This is a genomic window from Nocardia flavorosea (assembly GCF_015477805.1).
In the GTDB taxonomy this organism is placed as follows: domain Bacteria; phylum Actinomycetota; class Actinomycetes; order Mycobacteriales; family Mycobacteriaceae; genus Nocardia; species Nocardia flavorosea_A.
The window spans coordinates 899,012-925,597 of sequence record NZ_JADLQL010000001.1 but is presented as its reverse complement, the minus strand read 5'-3'; the positions used below and the strand labels follow the sequence as shown (position 1 = coordinate 925,597).

Here is a 26,586-nt window from a genome sequence, read left to right as displayed (position 1 = left end):
TTCGGCGCCGGGCCGTCTACCCATTCGACAGTGCGGTGATCGCGGATCGCAGGCCGCGTACGAGCGCGGTGATAGTCGTGGCCTCCCACAGCGGTGCGGCGTAGCGGATCTCGCCGTGGATGCCGGCCGGCTCGCCGCCCGGGCCGATGGCCTCTCCGAGCTGAATGAGGATCTCGAACTCCGCTCGTTGCGGTGGCAGTTCGCGCAGCCGGACCTCGATATCGCCCGCGCCGCCCGGGACCGGGATATCGCGGAAGAACGTGGTGACGATCTGCGGCAGTGGGCGGTCCGGTCCGGTGTGGGCGGCCGTGGTTCGCTCGAACGGGTAGCGCCTGTTCTCGTGGGCTTCCAGGATGCGGTCGCGAATCTGGTCGATCAGTGGTCCGGCGGCGGGTGCTGCGGTGCGGTCGGTGCGAATCAGTACTATCTCGGCCGCGCAGCCGAGCATCGTGTCGAGTTCGGGGCGATCGCGTCCGCTCAAAGCCGTGCCGATGAGCAGATCTGGCCCGGCACCCATATCGGTGAGGGCGTGGACGAGGGCTGCGTGCAAGACGGCGTAGGTGGTCGCCCCCCTGCGACGGGCGGTGTCCCGCACTGCGGCGTGGGTGGCCGCGTCGAGTGTGAACGGCAGCAGCGCCGCCGGGTATCCACCGGCAGCGGACCGGGGGTGGTCGACGGCCAGCGGCGGGGTGTACTCCAGTCCGGCCAGCCGGTCACTCCAGTACTGCGCGTGGGCGGGATCTTCGTCGTGGTCACGCAACCATCGGGCGTAATCCGCGAACTGGACCGGCGGCGTCGGCCAGCCGGGTGCCGCGCCTGCGGCGCGTGCGAGGTAGGCGAATTCGAATTCGCGCAGCAACAGCGCCAGCGATTCGGCGTCGCCTGCGCAGTGATGCAGGATCACGAGCAGAACGTGATGTTCGGGCGTCAGCCGGTACAACCGCACCCGCAGCGGCACCTCGGTGAGCAGCCGGAAACCGCGGTCCAGCTCCGCTGCCAGCAATAGGTTCAGGTCCGCGAGGTCGGTGACTTCGCGGTAGTCGACAGCGTCCTCGTCGAATGCCGTGATCCGCTGGATCGGCCCCGAAGCAGTGAAAGGCAGGGTGGTCCGCAGTATCTCGTGCCTGCGCACCACATCGCGGATTGCCGCCCGCACGCTCGGCGCGTCGAGTGGACCGAGGAGGTCCACGGCGGCGGGCATCAAGTAATCGGCGGCGCCGTCGCCGAGATAGTTGACCGTCCAGAGTCGCTGCTGGCTCGGTGCGAGTGGAATCGCGTCACCGGGACTCGAGGCGGTCCCGTCACTTTCCCGATATGCGACGGCCACTGATTCCCGGTCGGCAGCGCCGGCGTCGGCGCCGCGCTCGGCGATGCGCCGCTCCAGCGCGGCGACGGTGGGCGCGTCGAGCAGATCGCGCGGACTCACCACGACACCGAAGGTCCGGCTCGCCGCCGCCGCGAGCCGGATCGCGGCGAGGGAGTTCCCGCCGATACGGAAGAAATCGTCCTGGACGCCGACCCGCTGCTGTCCGACGGCGTCGGCGAACAGCCCGGCGAGGATCTGCCGGCGCGGTGTCCGCGGGGGCTCCGCGTCGGCTGCAGCGGGTATGGTCAGCGCGGTCCGGTCGACCTTGCCGTTGGCCGTCAGCGGTAGCGCGGGGATCTGCACGATCACGGCCGGCAGCAGATAAGCGGGCAGGACTCGCGCCAGCCGGGTCCGCATCACCGCGGTGTCGATCGGTTCGGCGGCGACCACATGGGCGACCAGGCTCTTACCCGCCGCCACCCGGTGCGCTGTGACGACCGCCGCGGTCACCCCGGGCATATTCCGGATCGCGTGTTCGATCTCGCCGGGCTCCACCCGGATGCCGTTGACCTTGACCTGCCGGTCCCCGCGGCCGAGGAACCGCACGGCGCCATCGGCGCCCCAGCTGCCGTGATCGCCGGTCCGGTACATCCGTGACCCCGGGGCGCCGAAGGGGTTGGCCGTGAAGACGGTTGCGGTGCGGCCGGGCATCCGGTGATATCCCTGTGCGAGGCCCGCTCCGGTCAGATAGATCTCACCGACCGTGCCCGGCGGTACCGGGCGCAGCAGGGCGTCGAGAATCAGGACCTCGGTGTGGTCCACGGCCCGGCCGACCGGAATCGCCTCGTCGGGCAGCGGCCCGGTCGGAATCGAGTAGGTGGTGGCGTAGGCGGTGGCCTCCACCGGACCGTAGATGTTGACGATGGGCAGTCCGGGCGCCGCCGCGCGCATCGCTCGCACGGTATCGAGAGGCAGGATGTCACCGGCGGTCGACAAGGTGCGCAGCCGGCCGAGGCTGTCCGGTATATCGTCGACGAGGACCTGGAACAGCCCGGTCGCCAGCAACGCCGCAGTGACCTCTCCCGCCCGTAGCACCTGGCGGAAGTCTTCGGCTCCGAGCCGGTCCGGTGTCGCGATCACGACGGAGTGCCCCTGTAGTAGCGGCATCCAGAGTTCCCAGACGACCATGTCCCAGACGTGTGGCGAATGCATCAGCATTCGTGCGTATTCCGGCCCCGCGGCGATCCGGTCGACCGCGCGCGCCACCATCGCCCGGTGCGTGGTGAGTACACCTTTCGGTGCACCGGTCGATCCGGAGGTGAACATCAGCCAGGCCGCCGCATCAGCGGGTACCGGGCGGGCCGGTGGGGTCGGTACCGGCCCGCCGGACCGCGAGACGTTGCGCACCAGCGCGATATCGTCGACAACGAGTTCGGCACCGGAATGGGACAGTATCCAGGCGATGCGGTCGGGCGGGTCCTGCTCGTGCAGCGGAACGCAGATCGCGCCGAGCCGCAGCAGCGCCAGCGCCGCGACGACCAGCTCCGGGGTGCGCGGCAGGCGCAGTCCCACCGGCGTCCCGAGTCCGACACCGTGCCGGGACGCGAGGTGGTGGGCGAACCGTTGCGCGCGGACCTGCAGTTCGCGATAGCCGATGTGCTCACCCTCGTACCAGAGCGCAGGGCGTTCGGGGTGCCGGCGAACGACCGAATCGAAGACCTCCGCGATCCCGTGGTCCGTCACGCCCGCCGGATCCTCGTGCGGGCTGCGCGGCACGACCACCGCGGGCGCGCGGGTCAGCCGGCCGGCGGGCGTATCCGCGCACGCCGCCGCCACATCGTTCATCGCGGTCAGGAAGCGGTTGTGCAGACTCGCCAGGGCCGCGGGATCGCACCGATCGGCGGTGGTGTCCATATCGATGCGCGGCGGCCCGTCACCGAGATAGACGGCGATGCCGAATACCTCGGTGTATCCGCTGGATGCCGGGATCAGCCGGGCCACCACGTCACCGAAGTGGATTCCGGGCGTGGCGGGGAGGAGGTTGAGCACCGGGCCGGTGATCCGGTGCTCGCCGCCCGGGGACGTGCCGTCGGCGAGCAGGTCGAATCGCCGGTAATGCTGGTGACGCAGTACCGTTCGCAGCTCTGCCTGCGTCGCCGCGGCCAGTGCGCCGATGGACGCGCCGGGATCGACCTCGACGCGCAGTCCGACGACGTTCGAGGTCATCCCGAGCGCGCGCCAGGAGCGTTTGGCCGGTACCGGTAGGCCGAGGACCACCGTGCGCGCCCCGGAGTCGGCGTGCAGCAGCAGCGCCGTCGTCGCGGCCAGCAGGGCCGGCGGGTCCACGCCGAATCGCGCTGCCGCCTGCTCGAATTCCCGCCAGTCGCCGTCGGCGGGACTACCCGAATGCCGTATCGGCCCGGACGCGCCGACGGTGACAGGGGGATGGGTGAACATCGGCGCGTCGGGCAGCCCGGCGAGCCGTCCGGACCAGAACGCGCGGTCGTCGGTGAACCGTCGCGAGGCGCGATACCGCCCGTCCTGCTCGACATATCCCGCGACCGTATCGGCGAATTCCGGTGCGGGCTCACCACCGAGCAACGCGGTGTAGGCCCGCGCGACCGCCCGGATGAGTGCCAGCGATGCGGCGCCGTCGAGGACGATGTGGTGGGCCCGGAGGGCCCAGAGATGACCCGCCGCACCGAGGTCCAGCAGGTAGTGGTCGAACAGTGGTGCGACGGCCAGGTCGAAGGCGGGTGGTTCGGCGCGCAGGTAGGCCAGTGCCGCCTCGACCGGATCGGATGCCGCACCGAAATCGCCTCGGCGCAGGATCCATTCGGTGCAGTCCTCGATCACCTGGCGTGGTTCGGGGCCGTCGGTGTCGAGCCGGATGCGTAAGGTCTCGGCGGCCGAGACGACGCCGCGCAGCGCGCGTTCGAACAGGCCGGGATCGATGTGCCCGCGCAGATGGACGTAGCCCTCCAGGTGGTAGCGATGGTCCGCGCCGTTCAGAGTGGTGTAGGCCCAGATCTCCTGCTGCGCCGCGGTCAGTGGGAAGTCGATCCGGCAATCCGTCGTCTGCGTCATCTCTCTCCGTTCGCGCCGTCGGCGGGCAGGGTCGCGACCCGTTCCAGTTCGGCTTCCAGCCGGGCGATCACCCGGCGCGCCAGATCGTCGTCCAGCAGATCGCGGTGCCAATTCAGGGCCACTGTCAGCCGGTCGCGCGGCCATACCGTCGCGGTCAGCGGAAACAGAGTGATCTCCCGTGACGACAGATCGGTCAGCACCAGATCGCCCACGGTGATGGGGGTCGGCGCGATATCGACCGGATACGACTCGAACACCAGCAGTGTGTCGAAGTATTCGCGCACCGGAACGCCGGCCGCGGCCTCGATCTCGGCGGGCCCGAGATGGTGGTGATCGAGTAGTACCGCCTGCTCGGCCTGCAGCGCTCGTAGCCGAGCGCCTATCGGCCGGTCGTCGCGGCGGCGCACCCGCACCGGCACGGTGTTGATGAACGAGCCGACCATGGCGTCGACGCCGGGAATACTCGCGGGCCGTCCGGAGACCACCGCGCCGAACACGACGTCGTCGGACCCGGTGAGATCACCCAGCACCGACGCCCACACGTACTGCAGGACGGTGTTCAGCGTGACACCGGATGCGGCGGCAACGTCGGCCAGTGCGGCGGTGCGCGCGGCCGTCAGCGTCACCGTGTGCTCGGTATGCGACCGCACCGGATCGCGTGGTGCGGCGCCCGTCGCGGCGACCAGAGTCGGACCGGCGAGATCGTGCAGGGCAGCGTGCCAGGCCGCGGCGGCGGGCCCTTGGTTCTGCGCGGCCCGCCAGCGCAGGAAGGTGGCGAACCCGTCGTCCACCTCGTCCGGGCCGTCCCCACCGAGCGCGAAGGCGCTCAGCAGGTTTCGCATCAGGATCGGCGCGGACCAGCCGTCGAACAGCAACCGATGATTGGTCACCGACAGCACGTAACGGCGCTGCGCGGTCCGGATCAGCAGGAACCGGATGAGCGGTGGGGTTTCCAGGTCGAATGGGCGCACCTGTTCCGCGGCCAGGATATCGTCCAGTTCGGTACCGTGTTCGCCCAGGTCGATTTCCCCGATCTCGATCGGCGCGGTCGCGACGACGAGCTGACGCCAGCGGCCGCCGCCGTCGCGGACGAACGCTGCCCGCAGCGCGGAATGCCGATCCACGACATGCTGGGCGGCAGCACGCAAACGTGCGAGATCGGGAGTTCCTTCGCAGGTCAGCACCACCTGGAGGGTGTGGACCTCCGGTCCGTCCACGGGCGCGAGGTCGGCGAACTTCTCCTGGATCGGTGTGAGCGCCCGGATATCGCACAATCGGCCGTAATGGCGCTCCCAGCGATCGATCTCGGATTGCCGCAGACCGGCGGGGGAGAAGTCCGAGGGGGTCCACCCGCCGGCGGCCGGATCGGCCGCGTGTCGCGCGAGGGTGCGCAGGACCGTCCCGAACAGCTCGGCGAAGTCGTGGACGCGGTCGGGGCGGATCAGGGTTTCGGGGAACGAGAAGCCCGCGGTGAGCCGATCACCGACGACCGCGGTATCGACCGCGAGGGCCACCTCGGCAGGTAGGCCGGGGTCGATCGGATCACGGTTGCTCGCGAGGGCCGTGGGCAGCCAGGGGCCGTTCGCTGCGGAGATCGCGCCCAGATACGTGAACGACAGTTGAGTGGTCTCGGCAGGCAGGTCGACACCGGTATCGAAGTAGCGCAGCAAGCCGTAGCCGATGCCGCCCTCGGGTACGGCAAGGATTTGTTCCTTGACGGTTTTCGCCGCTGCGGCGAGGGCGGGCCCGCCCACGATCGCGTCCGCGATATCGATACCTGTCAGGTCGAAACGGCACGGATATGCTGCGGTGAACCAGCCGACCGTACGTGCGAGATCGGCACCGGGCACGAGATCGCCGTGCCTGCCGTGGGATTCCATCCGCACGGGAACGACAGAGCTGTCACCGCCGCGCCACGCGACCACAGCCAGAGTCAGCGCGGTCAACAAGACGGTGTTCGTATCGGTGCCGTAGCGCGGAGGAACCGTGGTCACGACGGCGGAGGTGGTCGCCGCGTCGAACTCGCAGACGATACGGCGCATCGTGGAGTGGTGGTCGATTTGCGGATCGAGGCGACGATCGGTGAACAGCGGATCGGGCCCCCGCAGCAGCTCCCGCCAGAGGTCACCCTGGGCGAATAGCCCTGGGTCGGATGCTCTGTCGCGCAGCGCGTGGGCCCATCGCCGCACCGAGGTGCCCGTGGCGGGCAACCGCGGCGGCCGGCCCGACTCGAGCCGGGCCCATGCCGCGACGAAGTCCGGGATCAGGATGCGCCAGGACACACCGTCCACCGCGATGTGGTGGATTACGACAACGAGGAGCCCACTGCGATCGTCACGGCCCCGATCGAGCCAGACGCACCGCAACACGACCCCGTTCGCTGGGTCGAGCCGGGCGATCGCGGCTTCCGTCTCACGAGCGAGGATCGCGGCTTCTTCGGCATCATCGGCCGACGAGATATCGACCCGGCCGAGAACCGGCCCGATCTCGAAGGATCCGGGTGGGTCGGCGAAGAGGCGCCACTCGCCGCCCGCGTCGCGGTAGAGCCGTGCGCGCAGCATATCGTGCTGGTCGACGACCGCGCCGATCACTTGTCGCAGTGTGGTTGCGGTGATTCCCGCGGGCAGGTCGAGCACCATGTGCTGGGCGTACCGGTCGAACGGCACGCGTCCGGATGCGGCGCGCTCGATCAGTGCGCGGACGGCGGGCGGCAGCGGTATCTCGCCCACTCCGCCGCCGGGTAGTTCGGCGAGCATATGCCGCTCGGGCGCACCGGTCGTGGCGACCGTGGCCAGCCCCGCGACGGTGGGCCGTTCGAAAACCTGCGCGGGTGTGACGTGGACGCCCCGCGATTTCGCCCGGGAGACCAGCAGAATCGACATCACGCTGTCGCCGCCCGAGGCGAAGAAGGATTCGTCGACGCCGATCCGATCCCGGCCGAGCACCTGCCCGAATACCTCGGCCAACGTCTGCTCCACCGGCGTCGACGGGGCACGATACGGAAGGTCCCGTGGCGCCGGTTCGGGCAGTGCCGCCCGGTCCACCTTGCCCGCGGTGGTGGCGGGGAACGCTTCCAGTACAACGATATCGTCGGGCATCATGGCGGCCGGCAGGACGCGGGACAATTCCGTGCGGAGGGCGTCCGGCGCGCAGACCGCGCCCGCTACCGGCACGACATAGCCGAGGAGCCTTCCGTCGGGACGCAGCGTCGCCACCGCCTGCGCGACCGTCGCGCACGCCGAGAGTGCGGCCTCCACCTCGCCCAGTTCGATGCGTACACCGTGGCGTTTGACCTGAAGATCGGCTCGGCTCCGGTACTCCAGCAACTCGGTCGCCGCATTCCACCGGACGATATCGCCGGTGCGGTACAGCCGGGCACCGGGCTCGAAAGGGTCCGCGACGAAACGCTCGGCCGTACGCGCGGGCTCGCCCTGATAGCACCGCGCCAGCTGTGCGCCGCCGAGATACAGCTCACCGGGCAGCCCGTCGGGCACCGGACGCAGTCGCGCGTCGAGAACGTACGCCCGCGTATCAGTCGCGGCCGAACCGATGGGTATCGACGCCGAATCCGGCCCGTTCACCGGATATCCCGTGACAGCGCCGGTCGTTTCCGTCGGCCCGTAGAGGTTGTGCAGCCGCGCGGGTGTCGCCGCACCGAAGCGCTGAGCGAGGGCGGGGGAGAGCGTCTCCCCGATGGTGAGCACGCGGCGGACGCAGGCCGGAAAGCCGGACACCACAGTGAGGTGGTTGCTCAGTGTCGAGGGCACGAACTGGAGGGTCGTCACCGCGTGCGCGGCGATCAACCGGGTCAGTTCGGCCGGATCGGTATGCGCCGACGGCGGTGCGATGGCAAGGGTCGCTCCGGTACTCGCGGCCCAGAACAGTTCCCAGATCGAGACGTCGAAGGTGACCGGCGTCTTCTGCAGGACGATATCGGTCTCGTCCAGGCCGATATGCTCACTCATCCACCGCAGATGGTCCACCACCGCCGCATGCGAGACCGCGACACCCTTGGGCACGCCGGTCGAGCCGGAAGTGAACATGAGGTAGGCCAAATTGCCGGAATGCAGAGGTGCGTGCCGGTCGGCATCGTGCAGCGGTGTGCCGTCCTCGTCCACGTCATGCGGCTCGTCGAGGTAGTGGACGGGCACGGCGTCGGTGGCGAAGCCGTCACCGCGCGTGCTCAGCACCAGTACCGGCTCGGCCACTGCCAGGATTCGATTCAGCCGTTCGGCCGGATGTCCCGGTTCCAGCGGCAGGTACACCCCGCCCGCCTTCAGCACCGCGTACACCGCGACGACCGCTTCGATCGAACGGGCCATCGCCACGCCGACAACGCACTCCGGTCCGATGCCACGCCGAACCAGAGTGCGTGCCAGTCGATTCGCGCGGGCCTCCAGTTCGCCGTAGCTGAGCGATTCCGCGCCGTACACCAGTGCGATCGACTCGGGTGACCGGCGTGCGATCGATTCGAAACCGGTCAGAGCCGTAGCGTGCAGGTCTCGGGCGCGCACCGGGCCGCCGCGGCGCAGAATGCGCGCGCGTTCTTCCTCGGTGATGAGATCGACTCGGGCGACCGGCGTTCCCGGAGCGGCTACTAGTTTCGCGAAAAGCCCTTCGAACACAGGTAACTCGGCCTCGGGCACCCCGACTTGCCACCCGTCGTTATCGTGCACAACGGTCGGACATTCCGGCCCGGCAGGACCGGTCGCGCGCTGCCGCAGCAGCGCCCCGACCTGGGTGGCGACGCTGCGGAAACTGTCACGCGCCGCCAGTGTCACGCCGATCTCGAACGCGGTGGTACCGGATCGATAGCCGACGATCACCCGGTCCGCGCCGGTCCGGCGATGCGTGTACACCGCGAGCGCGGCCAGGACGACCGCCGCTGTCCCTCCACCGCTGCGCCGGGCCAGCGGCCCCAGCCCCGGCGTCTGTTCGAGCGGGTGGTCGAGTGTGCTCGCCTCAGGGGTAGGCATGGAATCCCCTTCCCGATTTGCGGCCCAGATGCCCGTTTTCGACCAGCGTGGCCAGCACGTCCGGTACGCGATAGCGGCCGTCGCCGGTGGTATCGCGCAGAACCGCGAGTGTGTCGGCCACATTGTCGAGGCCGATCAGATCCGCGGTGCGCAGTGGCCCCATCCGATGCCCGAGGCAACCCTCGAACAAGGCGTCGACCGTGGCCGCGTCGGTTCCGGATCCGGTGACAGCGGCGGCTTCCGCGATGGCGAGCATGAGCACCCGGTTGATGACGAAGCCCGGACCGTCACCGACCACGATGCCGCGTTTGCCGAGTGCATTCAGGAAGTCGAGCGCGGTGGCCAGGGTGGCGGGCGCGGTCTGCGCGGTGGTGATCACCTCCACCGCCTCGGTCAGCGGCGCGGGGTTCATGAAATGCAGTCCGAGCATCCGCTCCGGCCGGGTGGTGTGGGCGGCCAGGTCGGTGATGGGGATGGCCGAGGTCCCGGAGGCGAAGACGGCCGACGGCGCACACACACGGTCGAGTTCGGCGAATACGCGGTACTTGAGTGCGACTCGTTCCGTGACGGATTCGATGACGAAGGTGGCTTCGCACAGCTCCTCGACATGCTGCGACCACCCGATGCGTCCGGTGATCTCGGCGAGCTCACCGGGGCGCGGACCGCGGCCCAGCAGCACGCTCGAACGCAGCGCCGCGCGGATATCGCGCCGGGCACGTTCGGCAGCAGCGGGATCGGGATCGACCACGGTGACGGGTAGGCCCGCTGCGGCCACGCACTGGGCGATACCCGCGCCCATCGTGCCCGCGCCGACCACCCCGACCCGGTGCTGTGCGGTCACTGGTGGATCTCCTGTTCGTCCTGGAAGGCTTCGATGCCGAGCACGGTGTCGTGCACCGGTTCGTCCGGTTTGTCGATTGCGGCCCGCGCCAGCGCGACCAGTTCGCCGGCGATGGCCTCGGCGGAGGCTCGGTCGAACAGTGCGGTCGCGTAGTGCACCCGCAACTCGGCGGAGCCGGGCACCCAGGCGAGCGCGAGTTCGGTCGCGGCGGCCGCCGGCACGACCTGCGCGTGGCCGAGGTACCGCAGGGGTGTCGCGCCGGTACTCGCGACCGATTCCGGCGGGCCGGCGCGCAACGTCCGCCAGGTCGTGTCCGGACGGACGGTCACGATGACGTCTCGCGCACCCTCGGGCCCGTCGGGCAGGCCGATGCGCAACCGGTCACCGCCGCTGTACCAGGCGAGCAGGACCGTATATGCGTCGAACAGCGTGGTCTCGAAGGGTTCGAGTTCGGCAGGATCCAGCTCTACCGCACGGGCGACCACGTCGTATTCCAGGGTGTTCGAGGCGCGTGGTCGATCGGTGGGGATCGATACCGTTACGTCCGAGTCCCGGCGGAGTCCGGTGATCAGCGCCTCGATCGGCGGCGTGCCGGGATCCGCCACCATCGCCCTCAGGATCTCCAGGAATGCGTCGCCGAGCGCGGCCACCGTCTGCGTGGTGAACAGTTCGGTGCTGAACTCCAGGCACGCGCCGATATCGCGGGGGACGCTGTCGGCGTATTCGAAAGTAACCAGCGTCAGGTCGAATTTCGCAGTTCCGGTGGGTAGTCCGCCGAATTCGTTTCCTGCGGTGTGGTCGAGATCGAACAGTTCCGCGCTCGCCTCGTCGATTCGCTCCATTCGTGGCGTCACCTGGTGGATGTAGAGCACATCGAACAGCGGTGTGCGCGACAGGTCGCGCTGCGGCGCCACAGCATTGACCACCCGGTCGAACGGGATCTCCTGATGTTCGAGCGCATCGAATACGACCGAGCGCACCCGGGTCAGCATGTCCGGCAACGTGGTGTCGGCGGTGAAATCCGTGCGCAAGGCAACCGTACTGTTGAAATAGCCGATCAGATCTTGGAATTCGCTTCGTCCGCGTCCGGTGGTCGGGGTGCCGACGACGATATCGCGCTGGCCACTGTGCCGCGCGAGAGTCAGATAGAAGGCGCTGAGCAGGACCACGAACAGCGAGACCGATGAACGGCTCGCCAGCGCACGCAGGTCGGTGAGCAGTTGCGCGGGGAGGGTGAACGGATGCAGATCGCCGGCATAGGTCTTGCGGTCGGGTCGGGGAAAATCTGTGGGTAGCCGTAACACCGGCGCGCCGGCCAGCGTCTCGCGCCAGTAGTCGAGTTCGTGGTCGAGCGCCGAACTCGCCAGCAGTGCGCGATGCCAGGCGGCGTAGTCGCGGTACCGGATCGGCAGTGGTGCCAGACGGTGCGGCCGGCCCTCCCGGCGCGCGGCGTAGAGCTCCGGCAGCTCGCGGGCGAGAATTGTCGGCGTCGCGCCGTCGGTGACGGCATGATGGCAGGTCAACTGCAGTACATGGGTATCCGGCCCCACGGTGATGAGCAGTACCCGCAACAAAGCGTCCACAGCGAGGTCGAACGGCTCGGTCGCGGAAGCGTGCACGAGGTCGCGGGCCGCGGCGTGCGGATCGGGTTCCGCGGAGACGTCGACGCGGCGGACGTAGTCGTCCAGCCGGTCACGGATGCGCAACACCGCGACGCCGTCCACCTCGGCGAAGTTGTACCGCAGGGGCTCGTGTCGCTCGACGAGGTCGTCGAAGGTACCCTGCAGCGCGTCCGGATCGATCGGCCCGCGCAACAGCTGGACCACAGGGTAGTTGTACAGCGTCGTCCGCGGATCGAACTGGTGGTGGAACCACATCCTTTCCTGTCCCGAGGACATGACCGGTTCGTCGTGCGCGACCAGGGCCGGGATCGGTGCGCGCGTGGTGCCGGCGGCGCGCCCGGTCGCGAGAAGCTCGGCGAAATCGGCCAGCCGGGGACGCTCGTAGACGTCGAGCAGTTTCGGCCGGAAGCCGTAGGTCTCCTCGATCCGGTCCACCAGTTGTACCGCGATCAGCGAATTGCCGCCGAGGGCGAAATAGTCGGCGTTTTCGTCGATCTCGTCGTCGGTGTACAGCAGTTCGGCGAGGGTACGACGCAGCCAGCGCACCGGATCGGAGTGGTTGTGCGGCGTGGCGGACAGGGCGGGCGGTACGGTGGCGGCCGCCGCGGCGCGGGGCATGTCGACCCAGCAGCCGGATTCGCGCATCGGGTGGCCGGGCAGCCGCATCCGGCGGACGTGGCCGGGCGCGACGGCCGACCAGTCGAGGTCGACACCGTATTCGTACAACCGGCCCAGGAGTTCGTCCAGATCGGCGGTATCGGCGGCTGCGGAGACGATCTCGGCTTCCGGCACGGCGTCGGTGATGAGCTCGGCGAGCCTGCCGTCCCGGCCGGGCTCCACGAAAACCACCGGTCCCGCGGCCATGAGGGTGCGCACCGCGTCGAGGAGCCGGTCGCCGTCGATGGTGGGGGCCGCGCCGGCGAGTTCGGCCGGTTCGACTGCGTCGCGGGAGCCGAGCAGGTACCGCGCGGCGAAGCGTGACGATCCGGCACTCAGCAGTGCCGCGAGCCGGAGCCCGCACGCGGTGAGCCGTTCGTGCACCGCGATCTGCCCGGCCAGCACCGACGCCGTCGTTCCGGTGGCGGGTAGTTCAGGGGGCAGTGTGGGTGGCTGCGCCGCGACGGTGCCGGCCGGGCCCGGTGGGACCGGAACGGCGTCGGGAGACAGCAGCAGCACCACGCGCGGCGCGGTCGGCACGCGGCGCGCGCGCACCGCGGCCTTATCCAGCGCCTCGGCGAGTTCCGCCGTATCCGAGGCGGTCACGGCGACCCGGTGCTCGTACTGGTCACGACCGACGGTGAGAGTCGCGGCCACTTCTTCCAGCTCGGCATCGGTGCTGCGCACTGCGTCGGCGAGCCGGACGCACAGCTCGGTCAATGCCTCGGGCGTACGCGCGGAAACGCCGATCAAGTGGGCGCGGCGCGACCGTGGGGTGGCGGGTACCGGCGGAGCCTGCGACACCACGCAGTGCGCGATACTGCCGCCCAGGCTGAAGGAGCTGACGCCGGCGGCGCGCACCGCGTCGCCGCTCCACGGCCGCCCCTCGGTCACCACGTCGATACCGGCGGCCGCCAGGTCGAAATCGCCGGTCGGCCGGGTGAAGTGCAGCGAGGGGAACAGCTGCGCCTCCGATACGCTCAGCACCGCTTTGACCAGGCCGGCGATACCGGAGGCATGGTCGAGGTGACCGATATTCGTCTTCACCGAGCCGATGGGCAGGCCGGGGCCGCCACCGAAGACCGCGCTGATCGCTTCCAGTTCCACCGCGTCACCGAGCCGCGTCCCGGACCCGTGGGTCTCGAGGTAACCGGCCGCGTGCGGATCGAGTCCGGCAGCCTCCCATGCCTTGGTGATGACGGCGCTCTGGGCGGCGGCGCTCGGCGTGCTGATGGTGGCGGCGGCCGCGCCGTTGTGCCGGGTCGCGCTGCCGCGGACCACCGCGTGGATCGGAGCACCGTCGGCCAGTGCCCGGGCCACCGTGGTGAGCAGCAGGATCGCACCACCCTCGCCGTTGACAGTGCCGTCGGCGTCGGCATCGAATGCGCGGCAGACGCCGGTGGGCGACATGATCTCGGAAAAGCTTCCCCCACCCCAGGACGGAGTACCGTGCACACGCACGACAACACCACCCGCGAGTGCGTAATCTGCGTCCCCGGAACGTAATTCGCGGCAGGCGTGATGCACCGCCACCAGCGCGCTGTTGCATCCGCTGTCGACCCCGAAACACGCGCCGGTGAATCCGAACCGGTGCGCGATACGCGCCGGGCCCGCGAAGGTGGCGTTTCCGAGCAGGCTCAACGGACCCGGGTCCACCGCGGCGGAATGGTAACTCGACTGCGCCGCACTCAGCGTCACGGCGGTGACCGCCCGGGCCAGCCGCTGCGTGGTGTACCCGGCGTCCTCGATCGCGCGCTGGGCCAGCAGCAGGGCGAGCCGCTGCTGCGGATCGGTGACACACGCCTCCCGGCGGGACATCCCGAAAAAGCGGTAGTCGAACCTATCGATCTCCGTGAGGTGCCCCATCGGCAGGTACGTGACGGTGTCGTCCAGGCCCGTGGCGGTGATCCGTTCGGGCGGCATCGGCCCCACCGAATCGCGCCCCGCGGCCAGGTTGGCCCGGAATTCCGCGAGGTCGGCAGCGTCGGGGAAGCGCGCACCGATACCGACGATGGCGATATCGGTATCACGTGCGTGGGCGGTGGCGTGGCTGCCGGGATCCGGCACAGTGTGCTCCTGAGGGGTCACAGCTCGAAAGCTCGAGTGGAAGCGGGTACCGAGGGCTCGACCGGCACGGCGGCGGTGGCCGCGAGCGCATCGGTCTGGTCGCGGATCGTGCGCAGATCGAACAGCTGACCGACGCGTACCGCGCCCGGCCGATATTGTTCGAGCAGCAGATGCAGCACGACTACCCGGTGTGAGTTGCCGCCGATCTCGAAGAACGAATCGTCGAGATCGAAGTCGTCGTGTTCGAGCGCAGCGGACCACAGTTCCGCGATCTCGCGTTGCCCGGGAGTCCAATCGGCGCGCGAGGGCCCGGGCAGCGCGGGGTCGTCGGCCCTGGCCAGCAGAGCGGCCGTGTCGAGTTTGCCCGCCGCGGCGATCGGGATCGTATCGATCGGCACGAACCGGCTCGGCACCTCCAGCGGAGTGAGCCGTTCGGCGCAGTGCCGGGCCAGTTCCCGGCGACCGGGCGGCGCGGTATCGGCGGCGGGCACGATGAACGCGATGAGGTCGTCGATCTCATCGCGGCCGGCGCGCACCACGGTCACCGCGTGCGCAACCCCCGGATGGGTCTCCAGCACCGCCTCCACGGCGTCTCGTTCCACCCGCGCGCCGCGTATCTGTACCTGGCCGTCGGCGCGGCCGAGATAGTCGATATCGCCCGCGCCGGTGAGCCGCGCGAGATCGCCGGTCCGATACATCCGCGCGCCGGGCTCGCCGGCGAACGGGTCGGCGACGAAACGGGTCGCGGTCGTGCCGGGACGACCGGCGTAGCCCATGGTGATCTGGTCTCCGCCGATATACAGCTCGCCGATATCTCCGTCGGTAGTCACCGTCAACTCCGGCCCGAGCACGCGCGCGGAATTGCCCGGTAGCGGCCGGCCGATGGGCACCCTCCCGGTATCGGTGACAACGTGCCACACGCAGGTCACGGTCGCCTCGGTGGGGCCGTACTCGTTCATCAGGACGACGCCGGGCAGCAGTTCGCGATGCCGGGCGGCCAGCGACGAGGACAACGTCTCGCCCGCCAGCGCGACCACCGTCGGCGCGGCCGCCGCCTCGGCCAGAATCGGCAGCAGCAACCGGTAGTACGACGGCGTGGCGACGAGGTGACTCACCCGCGACCCGGCCACGAGCGCACCGACCGCCGCGGCGTCGGGCAGCTCACGGTGGGTCGGCACCACCACAGTCCCGCCCCGGGTGAGGGCCCACGGACCGAAGAGCAGTGCGGCATCGGCGGTGAGCGGGCAGGTCGACAGCGTGACCGGTGCGCCGTCCTCGCACGGATAGTCGCGTCCGGAGATCATCGCGGCCAGATTGCCGCGGCTGACCACGACTGCTTTGGGTGCGCCGGTGGATCCCGAGGTGGTGATGACGTAGGCGGGCGCCGACGCGGGCGGCGACGTCGGCAGCGGACCGGCCGGTGAGGTCGCGCCCAGCGGTACCAGGGCGGGCCGGGCCGACGCGGGGGCGAGCAGTGCCTCCACTTCCCCGTGCGGTGTAGGGGGCGCGTGCTCGTCGAATATCACAGCGGTACACGGCAAATCGTCGACCAGTGCACGCACCTGCGCGGCGGCCCGCCCGGGCTCGACCAGACACCACGCCGCCCCCGCGCGTAGTGCGGCCAGCATCGCCACCACCGTCCACATGTCCTGCCGTAGCAGGCACAGCACCACATCGCCGGGACGCACACCCGCACCGACCAGACGCCCGGCGAGAGCGGCGGTGCGGTCGACGAGTTCGCGATAGGTGAGAGTTTTCCCGCCCGAGATCAGCGCGCACCGATCCGGGAACTCGGCGGCCCGCCGCAGCAGACCGCCGATCAGATCGCCGGGCGGCGTCGGCGCATCGGCCGACCGCACGAGCACGTGCGCGCTGTGGGACGCCACGGTGCGTCCGTCGTGACCGAGCAGCACCCGTTCCGGGCCTTGTTCCAGCACCACGAATCCGGCGAAGCGCAGCGTGACGAGCATGACCCGGTTCACCTCGGTCGGCACGAACTCCGCGACACAGCGCTGCCCGCGCGCACTCGCCCGCTCGACCAGGTGCGCCAGCAGCGCGGCACCGACCCCGCGCGACATCACCCGGCAGGACATGAGCATCAGCAGCAGTACCGAATCCGTGCCGCGCATCTCGGTGACCGCGAGCCCGATCGCGCCGTACTCGCCGAACCGGTCGCGCAGGGTCGCGATCAGCACCTCGTGCGCGGGATCCGCACTCAGCTCCCGCAGCTGCCCGATATCGAAGGTGCGGCCGGTCGTGTTGAGCTGGTGGGTGCGTACCGTGAGTTCGTGCGCACGGTCCAGGTCCGCCGCACGCGCCCGGCGCACGGTCATCACCAGCCCGAGCCCGCGCAGGAATTCGGCATCCGAACCGGCGAAGGACTGCTCGCTGGTCCGCCTGCGCGCTTCGGCGCGGTAGCGCTGCCTGCGCTCGCGTGCGTCGCGGGTGACGATCGCCGGGCTGAATTCCGCGAGATCCGGTAGATCCGCGACGTCCTCGGCGCCATAGCACCGCACCTGCGGCAGCGCGGTCGCCACCTCGGCGCGTTCGACCGGATCGTTGTCGACGAAGGCGACGGTATCCAGGCCGATGTTCAGCGACTCCGCGATCCGGCGCACCGCCGCCGATTTCGGTTCCCAGCCGATCTGCGTCGCGCAGAACATCTCCTCGACCCCGTGCGCCGCCAGATGCGCGAGCGCCGGAGCGGGTTCGCCGCGGCTCGCGACCGCGTGCACGATGCCACGCTCGTCCAGCAGGCGCAGCGCCCGGCGCGCTTCCGGACGCGGTGCGCGGGCGTCGCCTTCCAGCACCACGCCGTCCCACAGTGTGTCGTCCAGATCCCACACCAGGCATTTCACGATCGAGTTCATGAAGCCGTCCCTCCCGTGTCGCCGTCCGGCAGGCGACGCAGCAGGCTGGTGCTCCACGCCGCGACCGGGCTGCTGTTCAGCAGCAGCAGGTGATCCCCCGGCGCGCGCGTCCGCGCCGCGAGGTCCAGATTGACCAGCACATCGGCCGAGCCGAGATGGCCGAACCCGGCGAGATTGCGGTGGCAGGCCGGATCGATGCCGACGCCGAGCGCCTCCTCCCAGAAGGCGAACGCACCGGCCGACAGGTTCTGCATCAGTACCGAACCCAGATCGTCCATACGTAATCCGTTGCGGGACATGATCTCGTCGTTCATCGCGGTGAACCGGTTGCGGCTTTCGACCGCGAGCCGGAAGCTGTAGGTGGCCTCGTCGGCGCAGGTCTCGCGCCACTGATCCGACGGTAGGTCGCGGTAGTCGATCCGGAACAGGTCCGCGTAGCGGCCGTCACTGCGCACCTCGTGGTCGACCAGCTGGTACAGGCCCTTGGGGCCGGTAGCGAGCACAACGGCGGCGGCTCCGTCACCGAGGATCGTCATCGGCGCGCGATAGCGGAACCGGGTCGGGGCGGTCGCCGCGGCGACGACGAGTACGGTGCGGCATCGGGGGTTCCCGCGCAGCAACGCCGCCCCGAGGGTGAACGCGGCCGAGATCGACACGCATCCGAGCTCGCCGATCCCCGCGACGAACGCGCGATCCGCGCCGAGGCGCTGCTGCAGGCGCGTGGCTTCGGAGGCGAGCAGATAACGCGGTGCACGCCCACCGACTACCAGCAGTGCGTCGAGTTCGCTCGCCGCCAGCCCCGCGCGGTCGAGTGCCCCGCGGGCCGCCTCGGCGGCGAGATCGTGTTCCGCGGTATCCCCGGCGCAATGCACGGAGGTGATGCCGAGCGACAGCGCGTGTGCGCGGCGAGCGGGCGGTAGTTCCGAAAGCTCGGCGAGATCGGCTATCGCGACGGTGGATTCGGGGAAAGCGGTCGAAACCGGTCCTAGAGAGATCATGAATTTCGCCGTCAGCTCTCCGCCACCAGAGCCGCCGCGGCGCGCGATTCCCCGACGGACCGCAGCACGAAATCGCCGAGATCCTGTTCGGCGATTTCGCGCGCGCCCTCGATGATCTGCATGACCTTGGCGTCGCGGTAGAAGCGGCCGGCCCGGTTCCCGGGGGCACAGCCCGCGGCGCCCAGCATCTGCACCGCGCGCTCGCTCGCCGCGCACGCTGCCCGGGCTGCCGCGTATTTCGCGGCGATGGTGGTGAGGTACGCGGTCGGCTCACGGCCATCGCGGTCACCGGCCGCGCGCAGGCACAGCGCCTCCGCACCCGCCACGTCCACCCAGCTGCGTCCGAGCACGGCACGCACCGATTGGTGGTCGGCGAGCCGGATATCGCCCTGGACCCGGTCGTGCGCATGCGCCGCGGCATCGCCCAGGCACGCCCGCGCCATCCCGGTGCAGCCCCACGCGATCGTGTACCTGCCGTGGTCGAGTGCGGTTCCCAGCACATGCGACAAGCCGAAACCCGCTCGGCCGAGGATGTTCGCGGCGGGCACCCGCGCCGCATCGAAGGTCAAATGTGCGAGGCGAGCGCCCCGCATACCCAGCTGATCGATCACCGGTTCCACCTGCACGCCGGGTTGATCCCTTTCCACCAGCGCGGCAACCGGGCCGTGGTCGGATCGCCCCACCACCAGCACCACATCGGCCAGCGCCCCGAAAGTGACCCATAGTTTGCGGCCGGACACACGTCGCTCGGGCCCGGTACCCGTGAAGCGGGTGGTGATTCCCGAAAGGTCGCTGCCGGCCCCGGCTTCCGTCGCCGCGAGAGCCGCGACCAGCTCACCATGCGTCAACCTGGGCAACCAGTGCGAACGCTGCTCGGGGGTGCCCCAGCGGTCGATCGCCGCAGCGACCAGGCCCTGCACCGTGAACAACGAACGCAGCGACGTGCACACCGCGCCCAATTCGGCGGCCGTGCGGCCGGTTGCCGACGCATCCGCGCCGCGACCGCCGTAACGCACCGCCCGATCCATCCCGAGCACGCCCGCTTCTGCTGCGGCGCCGATTATTTCACGCGGCATCCCCGTGCGGTCCCATTCGGCCGCACCCTCGGCGGCGCGGCACAGTAGAGACTCCAACCGGCTCACCTGCCCGCACCGAGACCTGTGGTGGGACCACATTTGCGGGTGACGAAGACGGCCGTCCGCCGCGCCGTCCGGAAATTGTCCAGATCCAGATCGTCGATATCGATCTCGATGTCGAAAGTACGCTCGAGATAGGCGACGATTTCCAGTGCTCGGAGCGAATTCACCAGACCCATACCGAAGTAGTCGTCGTCCGCTCCCAGCCGTGTGTCCGTGACCACACCTAAATACCGCACCAGTCGCTCCACCAGATCCGGATGCGGTGGGGTGCCTTCGTCGCTCATTTACAGCCCGTCCTCGCCTGGATATCACCCGCCGGATATCCAGGCGGAAAGCTATCAGCGGGCGGCCAGTCGCACTTGCCCCCAATTCCTTTGCCGCCGGAACTCCGGGATGAGTTCCACCGCGCGCGCTGCCCCTGACACAGGCCGGTCAACACGGTATTCGGAGCCGAACGCGGTCGGTTTTCGTGAGGGCAGGCACCTGAGGCAGCAGGCGACCCGGGTGAGCCGAACCGGCACCACAATGCTCCGTGGCAGTGGGAGCGCGTTCCGCTCGCCGCCGCCCGGCGCAGCCCATCGACACCCCTCTGACCTGCCGATTAGTAGTCACAAACGACTCTGAGGTAATCTCATCGAGCACCCCGACGGGGTGTGACGGGCTGTGGCGCAGTTTGGTAGCGCACTTGACTGGGGGTCAAGTGGTCGCAGGTTCAAATCCTGTCAGCCCGACCATAGAAAACCCTTCCTGACCAGCGCAGGAGGGGTTTTTGTCGTTCAACCTCCCCCAGGGCGGGTACCAGAGCGGGACCGAGGATGCTTCGAGAGCTTGCCCAGGACCCGGTGATCGCTGTTGATCCGGGGTAGGTAGCGCTCTGTGGTCCGACTGTCGGCATAACGGACGAGAGCGCACTCTCAGCGGTTCGTGGGCCGGTGTGTTCAGCGACTCGCTGCGACCGATGCAACCGTACGCCGGCGCCGGCGACCAGGCGCGATCGTTCGATCGCGCAGTCGACCGTCGCCGGTAGCTCGCATGGAGGCGAGTGTCAGAAGGTTACAACCGTGGGTTAGGGTTACGGCGAATAGTTCGGGTATTAACTATTCGTGAGCTATCTTGAAGTAGGTAGAGAGAACGGAGTGCCATGACCGCGGAGATCGATGACCCGCTGCGGCTGGAACGGCAGGTGTGTTTTGCGCTCGCCGTGGCGAACCGTTCGGTGCTCGCGGTCTATCGGCCGCTGCTGGAGCCGCTCGGATTGACGCATCCGCAGTATCTCGTCATGTTGGCGTTGTGGGGAGAGGCGCCGATGTCCGTCAAGGCCATTGCCGAGGCGATTCAGCTCGATTCGCCCACCTTGTCGCCGCTGCTCAAGCGGTTGGAAGGCGCCGGACTCGTCAGCCGGCGACGCGACCCCGGTGACGAGCGGACCCTGGTGGTCGACCTCACCGATGCGGGGCGTGCGCTACGTCGCGAGGCCGAAGGGATTCCGCCCGCTGTTGTCGACCGGCTGGGGGTGGGACTGGATGACCTCGAGGAATTGCGCACAGTGCTCGGCCGGGTCAACGAGGCGGCCCGCCGGGCGGCGCTCGTGCATCCGGAGAACAAATCGTGAACGCATTCGGGAACCGCCGCGGCGAAGCGCCGGTTCCGGACCGTAGGCAGGAGGGCCCCGTGACCGACCGGACTCCCACACCGATTCAGCGCATCCGCTACATCTTCGGCGAACCCTTGCCGGCCTCGATGCAGCAGTGGGTTCTTCACGACCAGACCGGGCCGGGCGCCACCCGCCGGTACCTGCAACGGTTCCTGGTGCCTCCGATCCCGTTCCTGTGCCTGTTCGCGCTGGTTCCCGGCCCGTGGTGGATGGGCGTTTCGATGGCCGCCCTGGTGTTCCTGCCGCTTGCCTTCTTCGCGGTCGCCCTGGTGTATGTGCACCGGCGTCATGTCCTGGTCAAGCACGGTCTCGATCCGGTGCTGGCCGACCCGGACCGGCAACGCCGCGCCGCCGAGGTCCGCGCGAGCTATGAAAGGCGCTACAACCGCGGCTGAGGCCGGAGTTCCGGCATCGGAAACCATTTGCTCGTGATCGGTGTCCAGGAGCGGACGAGCCGGGAGTGGGACGCGTGGCCCGCGAGGGGATGCGCCGCTGAGCGGACGACCCGTAACAACGAAGGATTCGGTGGGGTCGGCACCGCCGCGTGTCGGGTGGGTGCAGGATCTCGGTGCGCTCCCGCGGCGAACCGGTCTTCACAATCGTTCCGGTGCCGGAACCTGCGTGGATCTGCGCGATTCGGGTAATGCGAGGTCGGCATTGCTGTCGATGATTGGAGGCGTCATGAGAGACGTCGACGAAAATGTTTCCGGTGGGCGCGGGGGGCGTCTGCATATTCCGCGTAGTCGCGGTGCCCTGGGCGGTCTGGCCGTATTGCTGCTGGGCATCTGGGGCGCGCTCATCCCGTTCATCGGGCCGTACTTCAATTTTTCCTACACTCCCGACGAGCCGTGGGTGTGGTCGGCGGCACGCGGCTGGCTGCAGGTTCTGCCGGGGGTGGTGGCGATAATCGGTGGGCTGCTCATGCTGCTGAGCCGGAACCGGATCGTGGCGAGTACGGGAGCGTGGCTGGCCACGGTGGCCGGTGCGTGGTTCGTGATCGGGCCGTTGCTGGCGGGTCCGCTGGGCCTCGGCGATATCGGTGCACCCGTCGCGGGTTCCGAGTGGAAGCAGGCCCTGGTGCGGCTGACGTTCTTCTACGGGCTCGGCGCGCTGATCCTGTTCTTCGCCGCGACCTCGCTCGGGCGGCTGTCGGTGCGCAGTGTCCGCGATATCGCCTTCGGCCGGCGTGAAGTCGACGCGGCCGAACGACGCCGGGCCGCGGACGCGCCCGCTCCCGTCGCGGCTGCCACCGATCCACGGGTAGGCAGGCCCGGCTTCTCCGGCGGGCCGACTCTGCACGGTGGGCCGGCGTGACACCGGCTACGCGATATGGTCCCGATCCGGCCGGCCCGGATCGGGATCGGCGTGCTGTGCGCTGAACGCACAAACTGTGAAACTGCGCCCACCCCGCGGCCGAGCATTCGCTACCGGCCAGTCGGCCGGCGATAAGGACGGCTAGGCCGTCCGCGACCGCCGCGCGGGCGCGGTCCGCCGTGGCGCCCGCGGTAAACCGTGGAGTCGATGGCCGGGATCGGGACCGACGTTCACTGCGGGAAAAGTGTGAGAACCTGCGCCATCACCTCGCGGGCGACGTTGTCGGTGGCCGAGGTGACTTCGACGGCCGGAACGCGGGGGACGGACGCTGTGCTGTCCAGGGGCAATTCGGGACCGACGACGGCGGTGTAGATCGGGATGCTGCTGTCGTAGAGCGAGGTCGTGCGGAACACGGTGCGGTCGCCGATCTTCTCCTCGGTGGCGCGGGCGTGCACCTGGTCGGTGACGCGGTAGTCGTAGGCGACCGTGACGGTTTCGCCGCGGTACCGGAACAGGCATTGGGTCAGCCGCCACTCGCCGGTATCGGCGGTGCCGTCCAGTTTCGCGCGGACGGCGCACGGGTCGGCGCCGAGCAGGACCGTGCTGACGGTATCGGGGGAGGTGCCCTGGGCGGGCGACTGCCGCCAGTGATCGATCATACCTGCCAGCAAACCATCAGCGACCGCGCACGAATCCTTGTTCGGGACGGTCAGGCCGAGGTAGAAGGCGGCGCCCGAGGGAAAGCGGGCGGTGGCGCCGCAGGCGCGGCCGCCGGGCTCGCGGTCGGGAACCAGCAGGACGCTCACATCCCCGATCTGTTTGCTGGTACCGAGTCTCGGCTCCAACGGAGGTAGCAAGGTCGAATGCCAGGTGAGGGTGGCAGCCGGGTCGCCGAGGAGGGCGCGGCACGAATCCAGGCCGATAGTAATGTCCTGGATTTCGCCGAGACCCAGGTCGTCGAGGGTATCGCGGGGGAGCAGGGCGCAGACGTCGATCTGGCGGGTCGCCTGGGCGACGGCGGCTTGCTGTTGCGGTGTGTCGGCGGGGGTCGACCAGAATTGTGGTGGTGGGGCAGGGATCACCGGTGAACGGGCGGTGCCGGCGTCCGGGTCGTCGCTGCAACCCGCTATGGCGAGCAATGCGGCTGCGACAAGGGTGAGCGTGCGATAGACCGTCACTCGTGACCTCCCGGTGCGAGCTGAGCAGGACGTTGCCCGCTTCGAGTTTGCGCGCACCGGCAACCTCGGTGCAAATACCGGAGAATGTCGGCCGGTCCCGGGGTGCCCACGTGATGCGGTGCGGGACGCAGGCGGCAACGGCGTGGACTGGCCGGCCCGAGGAGGCAACCGTCCGGCGCGCAACGGATGTGATGGGGCGCGATCACATCCAGGAACCACATCGAGAGGCGCCCCAGCCGCTCACGGCCGAGATCCGCCACCGCAGTAGCCCTGGGGCGGAATGCGGGCGTCGGGCGGCCGCCTGGGGTGACAGCTCAGCGTGGCGCCGCGGGCCGGTCACGTCCCGCGTTGCGCGCAGTACCGCGGTGGGCAGGTGTCGTGCTGGGATCTTCCGGCCAGGCATGTTTGGGGTAGCGGCCGCGGAGTTCGGCGCGGACCTGTGGCCAGCCGGTCTGCCAGAAGGACCGCAGATCCGCGGTGACCGCGACCGGGCGCTGGGCGGGGGAGAGCAGATGCAGCACTATCGCGACCCTGCCCTGGGCCAGGCTCGGGGTCTCGGTCCAGCCGAAAACCTCCTGCACCTTGACCGCCAGCACCGGCGGGTCGGCCGAGTAGTCGAGGCGGAGGCGGCTGCCGGAGGGAACCTCGAGGCGTTCCGGTGCCAGCTCGTCCATCCGGGCGGCGTCCGGCCAGGGCAGCAGGCGATGGAGCGCCTGTCCGGTGTCGATACGTTCGAGGTCGGTGCGGCGGCGGGCGGTGGCGAGCTCGGGACCCAGCCAGGTATCGGCGGCGGCCAGCAGTGATTCGTCGTCGACCGGTGGCCACGGGGCGCCGAGGGTGCGGTGCAGAAAGTCGAGACGTTGCCGCAGGGCGACGGCCGTCGCATCCCACGACAGCACGCCGACGCCGGTCGTGTTCAGTCCGCTCCGCACCGCTGCCGCGAGCAGCCGGCGATCGGGGTCGCGGAGCCGGCGCTCGGACAAGGTGATCGCACCCAGCCGTTCGATCCGCCGCGCGACCACATCGCCGTCGGCCCACGCGATTTCGTCGGACGTCGTGACCAGGTTCGCCGCGGCGCGGCGCGCGAGCTGTTCATCGGCGGCCGCCGCCAGCCGGATATACCCCTCGGACCGCCCGGGATCACGTGTCGCGACACCGACCGCCAGCCATTCCGCGTCGCCCGTCCCGGCGCCGGCGGGCAGGGTCACGGCGGTACCGCCGGCCATGAGGTAGCTCGCCGAATCCGGGCCGCGGCGGCGAGCCAGCCGTTCGGGATGGGCCAGCGCGACCACGTAGGCGGGATCGTCGACCCCGTCCGGGCCCTCGACCGAGCGGCTCAGCCGCTCGACCTCGCGCCGCCAGCGCGCCGGTTGCTCGCGCCGCAGCGCCCGCAGGCCGGCCGCCAGATCGACCCCGGAGGTGTAGGAGTCGTCGTCGAGGACGGTGACCACTTCCGCGGCCGCGCGCGCCCCGACCACGGCCGCGCCGTCGAGCAATGCGCGCGCCAGCCGGGGATGTAATCCGATCCGGGCCATCCGCCGCCCCCGGTCGGTGATCTCACCGCTTTCGTGCACGGCCCCCAGCACCCGCAGTACCTCGCGCCCGGCTGCCAGCCCGCCGGGCGGCGGTGCGTCCCACCAGGCGAGGCCGTGCCCGTCGGCGGTGCCCCAGCAGGCGAGCTCCAACGCCAACCGGGTCAGGTCGGCGGTGCGGATCTCGGGCTCCGGATAGGCCGGGAGGGTGGCGTGCTCGTATTCCGGCCAGCAGCGCCACACCCGGCCCGGGGCTTCGCGACCGGCGCGGCCCGCACGCTGGCCGGCCACCGCCGCCGAAACCCGGACCGTCACCAGCCCGGACAGACCCCGCGACCGGTCGATTCGCGGCACCCGGGCGAGACCCGAATCCACCACGGCCCGCACGCCCGGCACGGTCAGGCTGGACTCCGCCACCGCGGTCGACAACACCACGCGCCGCCGGGGGCCGGGCTGCAACGCCGTGTCCTGCCGCGCCGCCGGCAACCTTCCGTGCAGCGCGACGATATCGATATCGCCGAGGTCGGCCAGCAGTGCCGCCGTCTTCCGGATCTCGGCCGCGCCCGGGAGGAAGACGAGGACGTCACCCCCGGTAGCGGCGAGCGCGGCCCGGGTGGCGCGAGCGACCTGCGCTTGCTTGTCCTCCCGTGGCAGCGGCGGAACATATGTCGTGTCCACGGGATGGGTCCGGCCCTCGACCTGGATCACCGGCGCGGGACGGTCACCGCCGAGCAGCGTCGCCAGGCGGTCCGCCGCGACGGTCGCCGAGGTGGCGAGCACCCGCAGGTCCGGTCGCAACCCGGCCCGGGCATCCAGGAGCAACGCCAGCAGCAGGTCGGCGTCGAGGTGCCGCTCGTGACACTCGTCGAGAACGACGGTGTCGGCACCGGCCATTTCGGGATCGTCCTGTAACCGCCGTACCAGCAGGCCGGAGGTCACGACTTCGATCCGGGTGCGCGGCCCGGTCCGGCGATCTCCCCGGACGGAGTAGCCGACGGTTTCGCCCACCCGCTCGCCCAGCAGCGCGGCCATCCGCCCGGCCGCCGCCCGCGCCGCCAGCCGCCGGGGCTCGGCGACGAGCACGCGCCCCGTGCCGCCCGCGGCCAACGCCAACGGAACGAGCGTGGTCTTGCCGGTTCCGGGTGGCGCGACCAGTACAGCGGCCTCATGGTCGGCCAGCGTCTCGACAATGCGATCGAGAACAGCACGGATCGGTAGATCGGGAAGCTCGGGCAGTTTCATCACCGATCAGTGTGATGCCTGGGTGCCCGCCATCCACCGCTCGGTAGGGCTTATCTCCTCCAGTGCCTTCGGCGCCGCGCGCCATCACTGCCTTCGGCACCGC

General features: G+C 69.8%; 13 protein-coding genes and 1 tRNA gene. 4 read left to right on the top strand and 10 right to left on the bottom strand.

Features of this window, described 5'->3' with window-relative positions; all coding sequences use genetic code 11:
* Nucleotides 1–16: 16 nt before the first annotated feature.
* From IU448_RS04135 to IU448_RS04095, 8 genes are read right to left on the bottom strand one after another with little or no spacing between them, the layout of a single operon-like run.
* Complete coding sequence (locus tag IU448_RS04135) at nucleotides 17–4,393, bottom strand: non-ribosomal peptide synthetase (protein WP_195054123.1); 4,377 nt, start codon at nucleotides 4,391–4,393, stop codon at nucleotides 17–19.
* Nucleotides 4,390–9,369, bottom strand: a complete 4,980-nt coding sequence (locus tag IU448_RS04130; RefSeq protein WP_195054122.1) for a non-ribosomal peptide synthetase — start codon at nucleotides 9,367–9,369, stop codon at nucleotides 4,390–4,392. Before IU448_RS04130 ends, IU448_RS04135 begins: the two co-directional genes overlap by 4 nt.
* Nucleotides 9,356–10,210: a 3-hydroxyacyl-CoA dehydrogenase family protein gene (locus tag IU448_RS29530; RefSeq protein WP_280459307.1), complete on the bottom strand. Its 855-nt coding sequence runs from the start codon at nucleotides 10,208–10,210 to the stop codon at nucleotides 9,356–9,358. Before IU448_RS29530 ends, IU448_RS04130 begins: the two co-directional genes overlap by 14 nt.
* A complete protein-coding gene (locus IU448_RS29525; protein WP_195054121.1) occupies nucleotides 10,207–14,556 on the bottom strand; it encodes a condensation domain-containing protein in 4,350 nt (1,449 codons plus the stop codon). Before IU448_RS29525 ends, IU448_RS29530 begins: the two co-directional genes overlap by 4 nt.
* Nucleotides 14,557–14,573: 17 nt before the next feature.
* Nucleotides 14,574–17,426, bottom strand: a complete 2,853-nt coding sequence (locus IU448_RS28740) for an HAD-IIIC family phosphatase (protein ID WP_228812017.1) — start codon at nucleotides 17,424–17,426, stop codon at nucleotides 14,574–14,576.
* Nucleotides 17,423–18,424, bottom strand: coding sequence for a 3-oxoacyl-ACP synthase (locus IU448_RS04105; RefSeq protein ID WP_228812016.1), 1,002 nt, complete (start codon nucleotides 18,422–18,424; stop codon nucleotides 17,423–17,425). The genes IU448_RS28740 and IU448_RS04105 overlap by 4 nt, the downstream gene beginning before the upstream one ends.
* An 11-nt stretch (nucleotides 18,425–18,435) precedes the next feature.
* Entirely contained in the window at nucleotides 18,436–19,566 is a 1,131-nt protein-coding gene (locus IU448_RS04100; RefSeq protein WP_195054120.1) for an acyl-CoA dehydrogenase family protein, read from the bottom strand.
* A complete protein-coding gene (locus IU448_RS04095; protein WP_195054119.1) occupies nucleotides 19,563–19,847 on the bottom strand; it encodes an acyl carrier protein in 285 nt (94 codons plus the stop codon). The genes IU448_RS04100 and IU448_RS04095 overlap by 4 nt, the downstream gene beginning before the upstream one ends.
* Before the next feature lie 373 nt (nucleotides 19,848–20,220).
* Here IU448_RS04095 and IU448_RS04090 point away from each other — a divergent pair.
* From IU448_RS04090 to IU448_RS04075, 4 genes are all read left to right on the top strand, one after another.
* Nucleotides 20,221–20,297, top strand: a tRNA-Pro gene (locus IU448_RS04090).
* Between the two features lie 407 nt (nucleotides 20,298–20,704).
* Complete coding sequence (locus IU448_RS04085) at nucleotides 20,705–21,175, top strand: MarR family winged helix-turn-helix transcriptional regulator (RefSeq protein WP_195054118.1); 471 nt, start codon at nucleotides 20,705–20,707, stop codon at nucleotides 21,173–21,175.
* Nucleotides 21,176–21,234: 59 nt separating this feature from the next.
* Nucleotides 21,235–21,612, top strand: coding sequence for a DUF5313 family protein (locus IU448_RS04080; RefSeq protein ID WP_195054117.1), 378 nt, complete (start codon nucleotides 21,235–21,237; stop codon nucleotides 21,610–21,612).
* Nucleotides 21,613–21,898: 286 nt separating this feature from the next.
* Nucleotides 21,899–22,531, top strand: a complete 633-nt coding sequence (locus IU448_RS04075) for a hypothetical protein (protein WP_228812014.1) — start codon at nucleotides 21,899–21,901, stop codon at nucleotides 22,529–22,531.
* Between the two features lie 230 nt (nucleotides 22,532–22,761).
* On the opposite strand, the gene IU448_RS04070 is transcribed toward IU448_RS04075, so the two are convergent.
* Together IU448_RS04070 and hrpB are read right to left on the bottom strand one after the other, a co-directional pair.
* The gene (locus tag IU448_RS04070; RefSeq protein ID WP_195054116.1) at nucleotides 22,762–23,709 is read right to left on the bottom strand and encodes a peptidase; all 948 of its coding nucleotides are present in this window, start codon (nucleotides 23,707–23,709) and stop codon (nucleotides 22,762–22,764) included.
* A gap of 314 nt (nucleotides 23,710–24,023) precedes the next feature.
* The gene (gene hrpB, locus IU448_RS04065) at nucleotides 24,024–26,483 is read right to left on the bottom strand and encodes an ATP-dependent helicase HrpB (protein WP_195054115.1); all 2,460 of its coding nucleotides are present in this window, start codon (nucleotides 26,481–26,483) and stop codon (nucleotides 24,024–24,026) included.
* Nucleotides 26,484–26,586 lie beyond the last annotated feature (103 nt).

What these genes read in the sequence shown, in the direction of transcription:
- IU448_RS04135 (WP_195054123.1), bottom strand. Translation starts at nt 4,393, where the DNA reads ATGACGCAGACGACGGATTGCCGGATCGACTTCCCACTGACCGCGGCG.
- IU448_RS04130 (WP_195054122.1), bottom strand. Translation starts at nt 9,369, where the DNA reads ATGCCTACCCCTGAGGCGAGCACACTCGACCACCCGCTCGAACAGACG.
- IU448_RS28740 (WP_228812017.1), bottom strand. Translation starts at nt 17,426, where the DNA reads ATGAACTCGATCGTGAAATGCCTGGTGTGGGATCTGGACGACACACTG.
- IU448_RS04105 (WP_228812016.1), bottom strand. Translation starts at nt 18,424, where the DNA reads ATGATCTCTCTAGGACCGGTTTCGACCGCTTTCCCCGAATCCACCGTC.
- IU448_RS04095 (WP_195054119.1), bottom strand. Translation starts at nt 19,847, where the DNA reads ATGAGCGACGAAGGCACCCCACCGCATCCGGATCTGGTGGAGCGACTG.
- IU448_RS04085 (WP_195054118.1), top strand. Translation starts at nt 20,705, where the DNA reads ATGACCGCGGAGATCGATGACCCGCTGCGGCTGGAACGGCAGGTGTGT.
- IU448_RS04075 (WP_228812014.1), top strand. Translation starts at nt 21,899, where the DNA reads ATGAGAGACGTCGACGAAAATGTTTCCGGTGGGCGCGGGGGGCGTCTG.
- hrpB (WP_195054115.1), bottom strand. Translation starts at nt 26,483, where the DNA reads ATGAAACTGCCCGAGCTTCCCGATCTACCGATCCGTGCTGTTCTCGAT.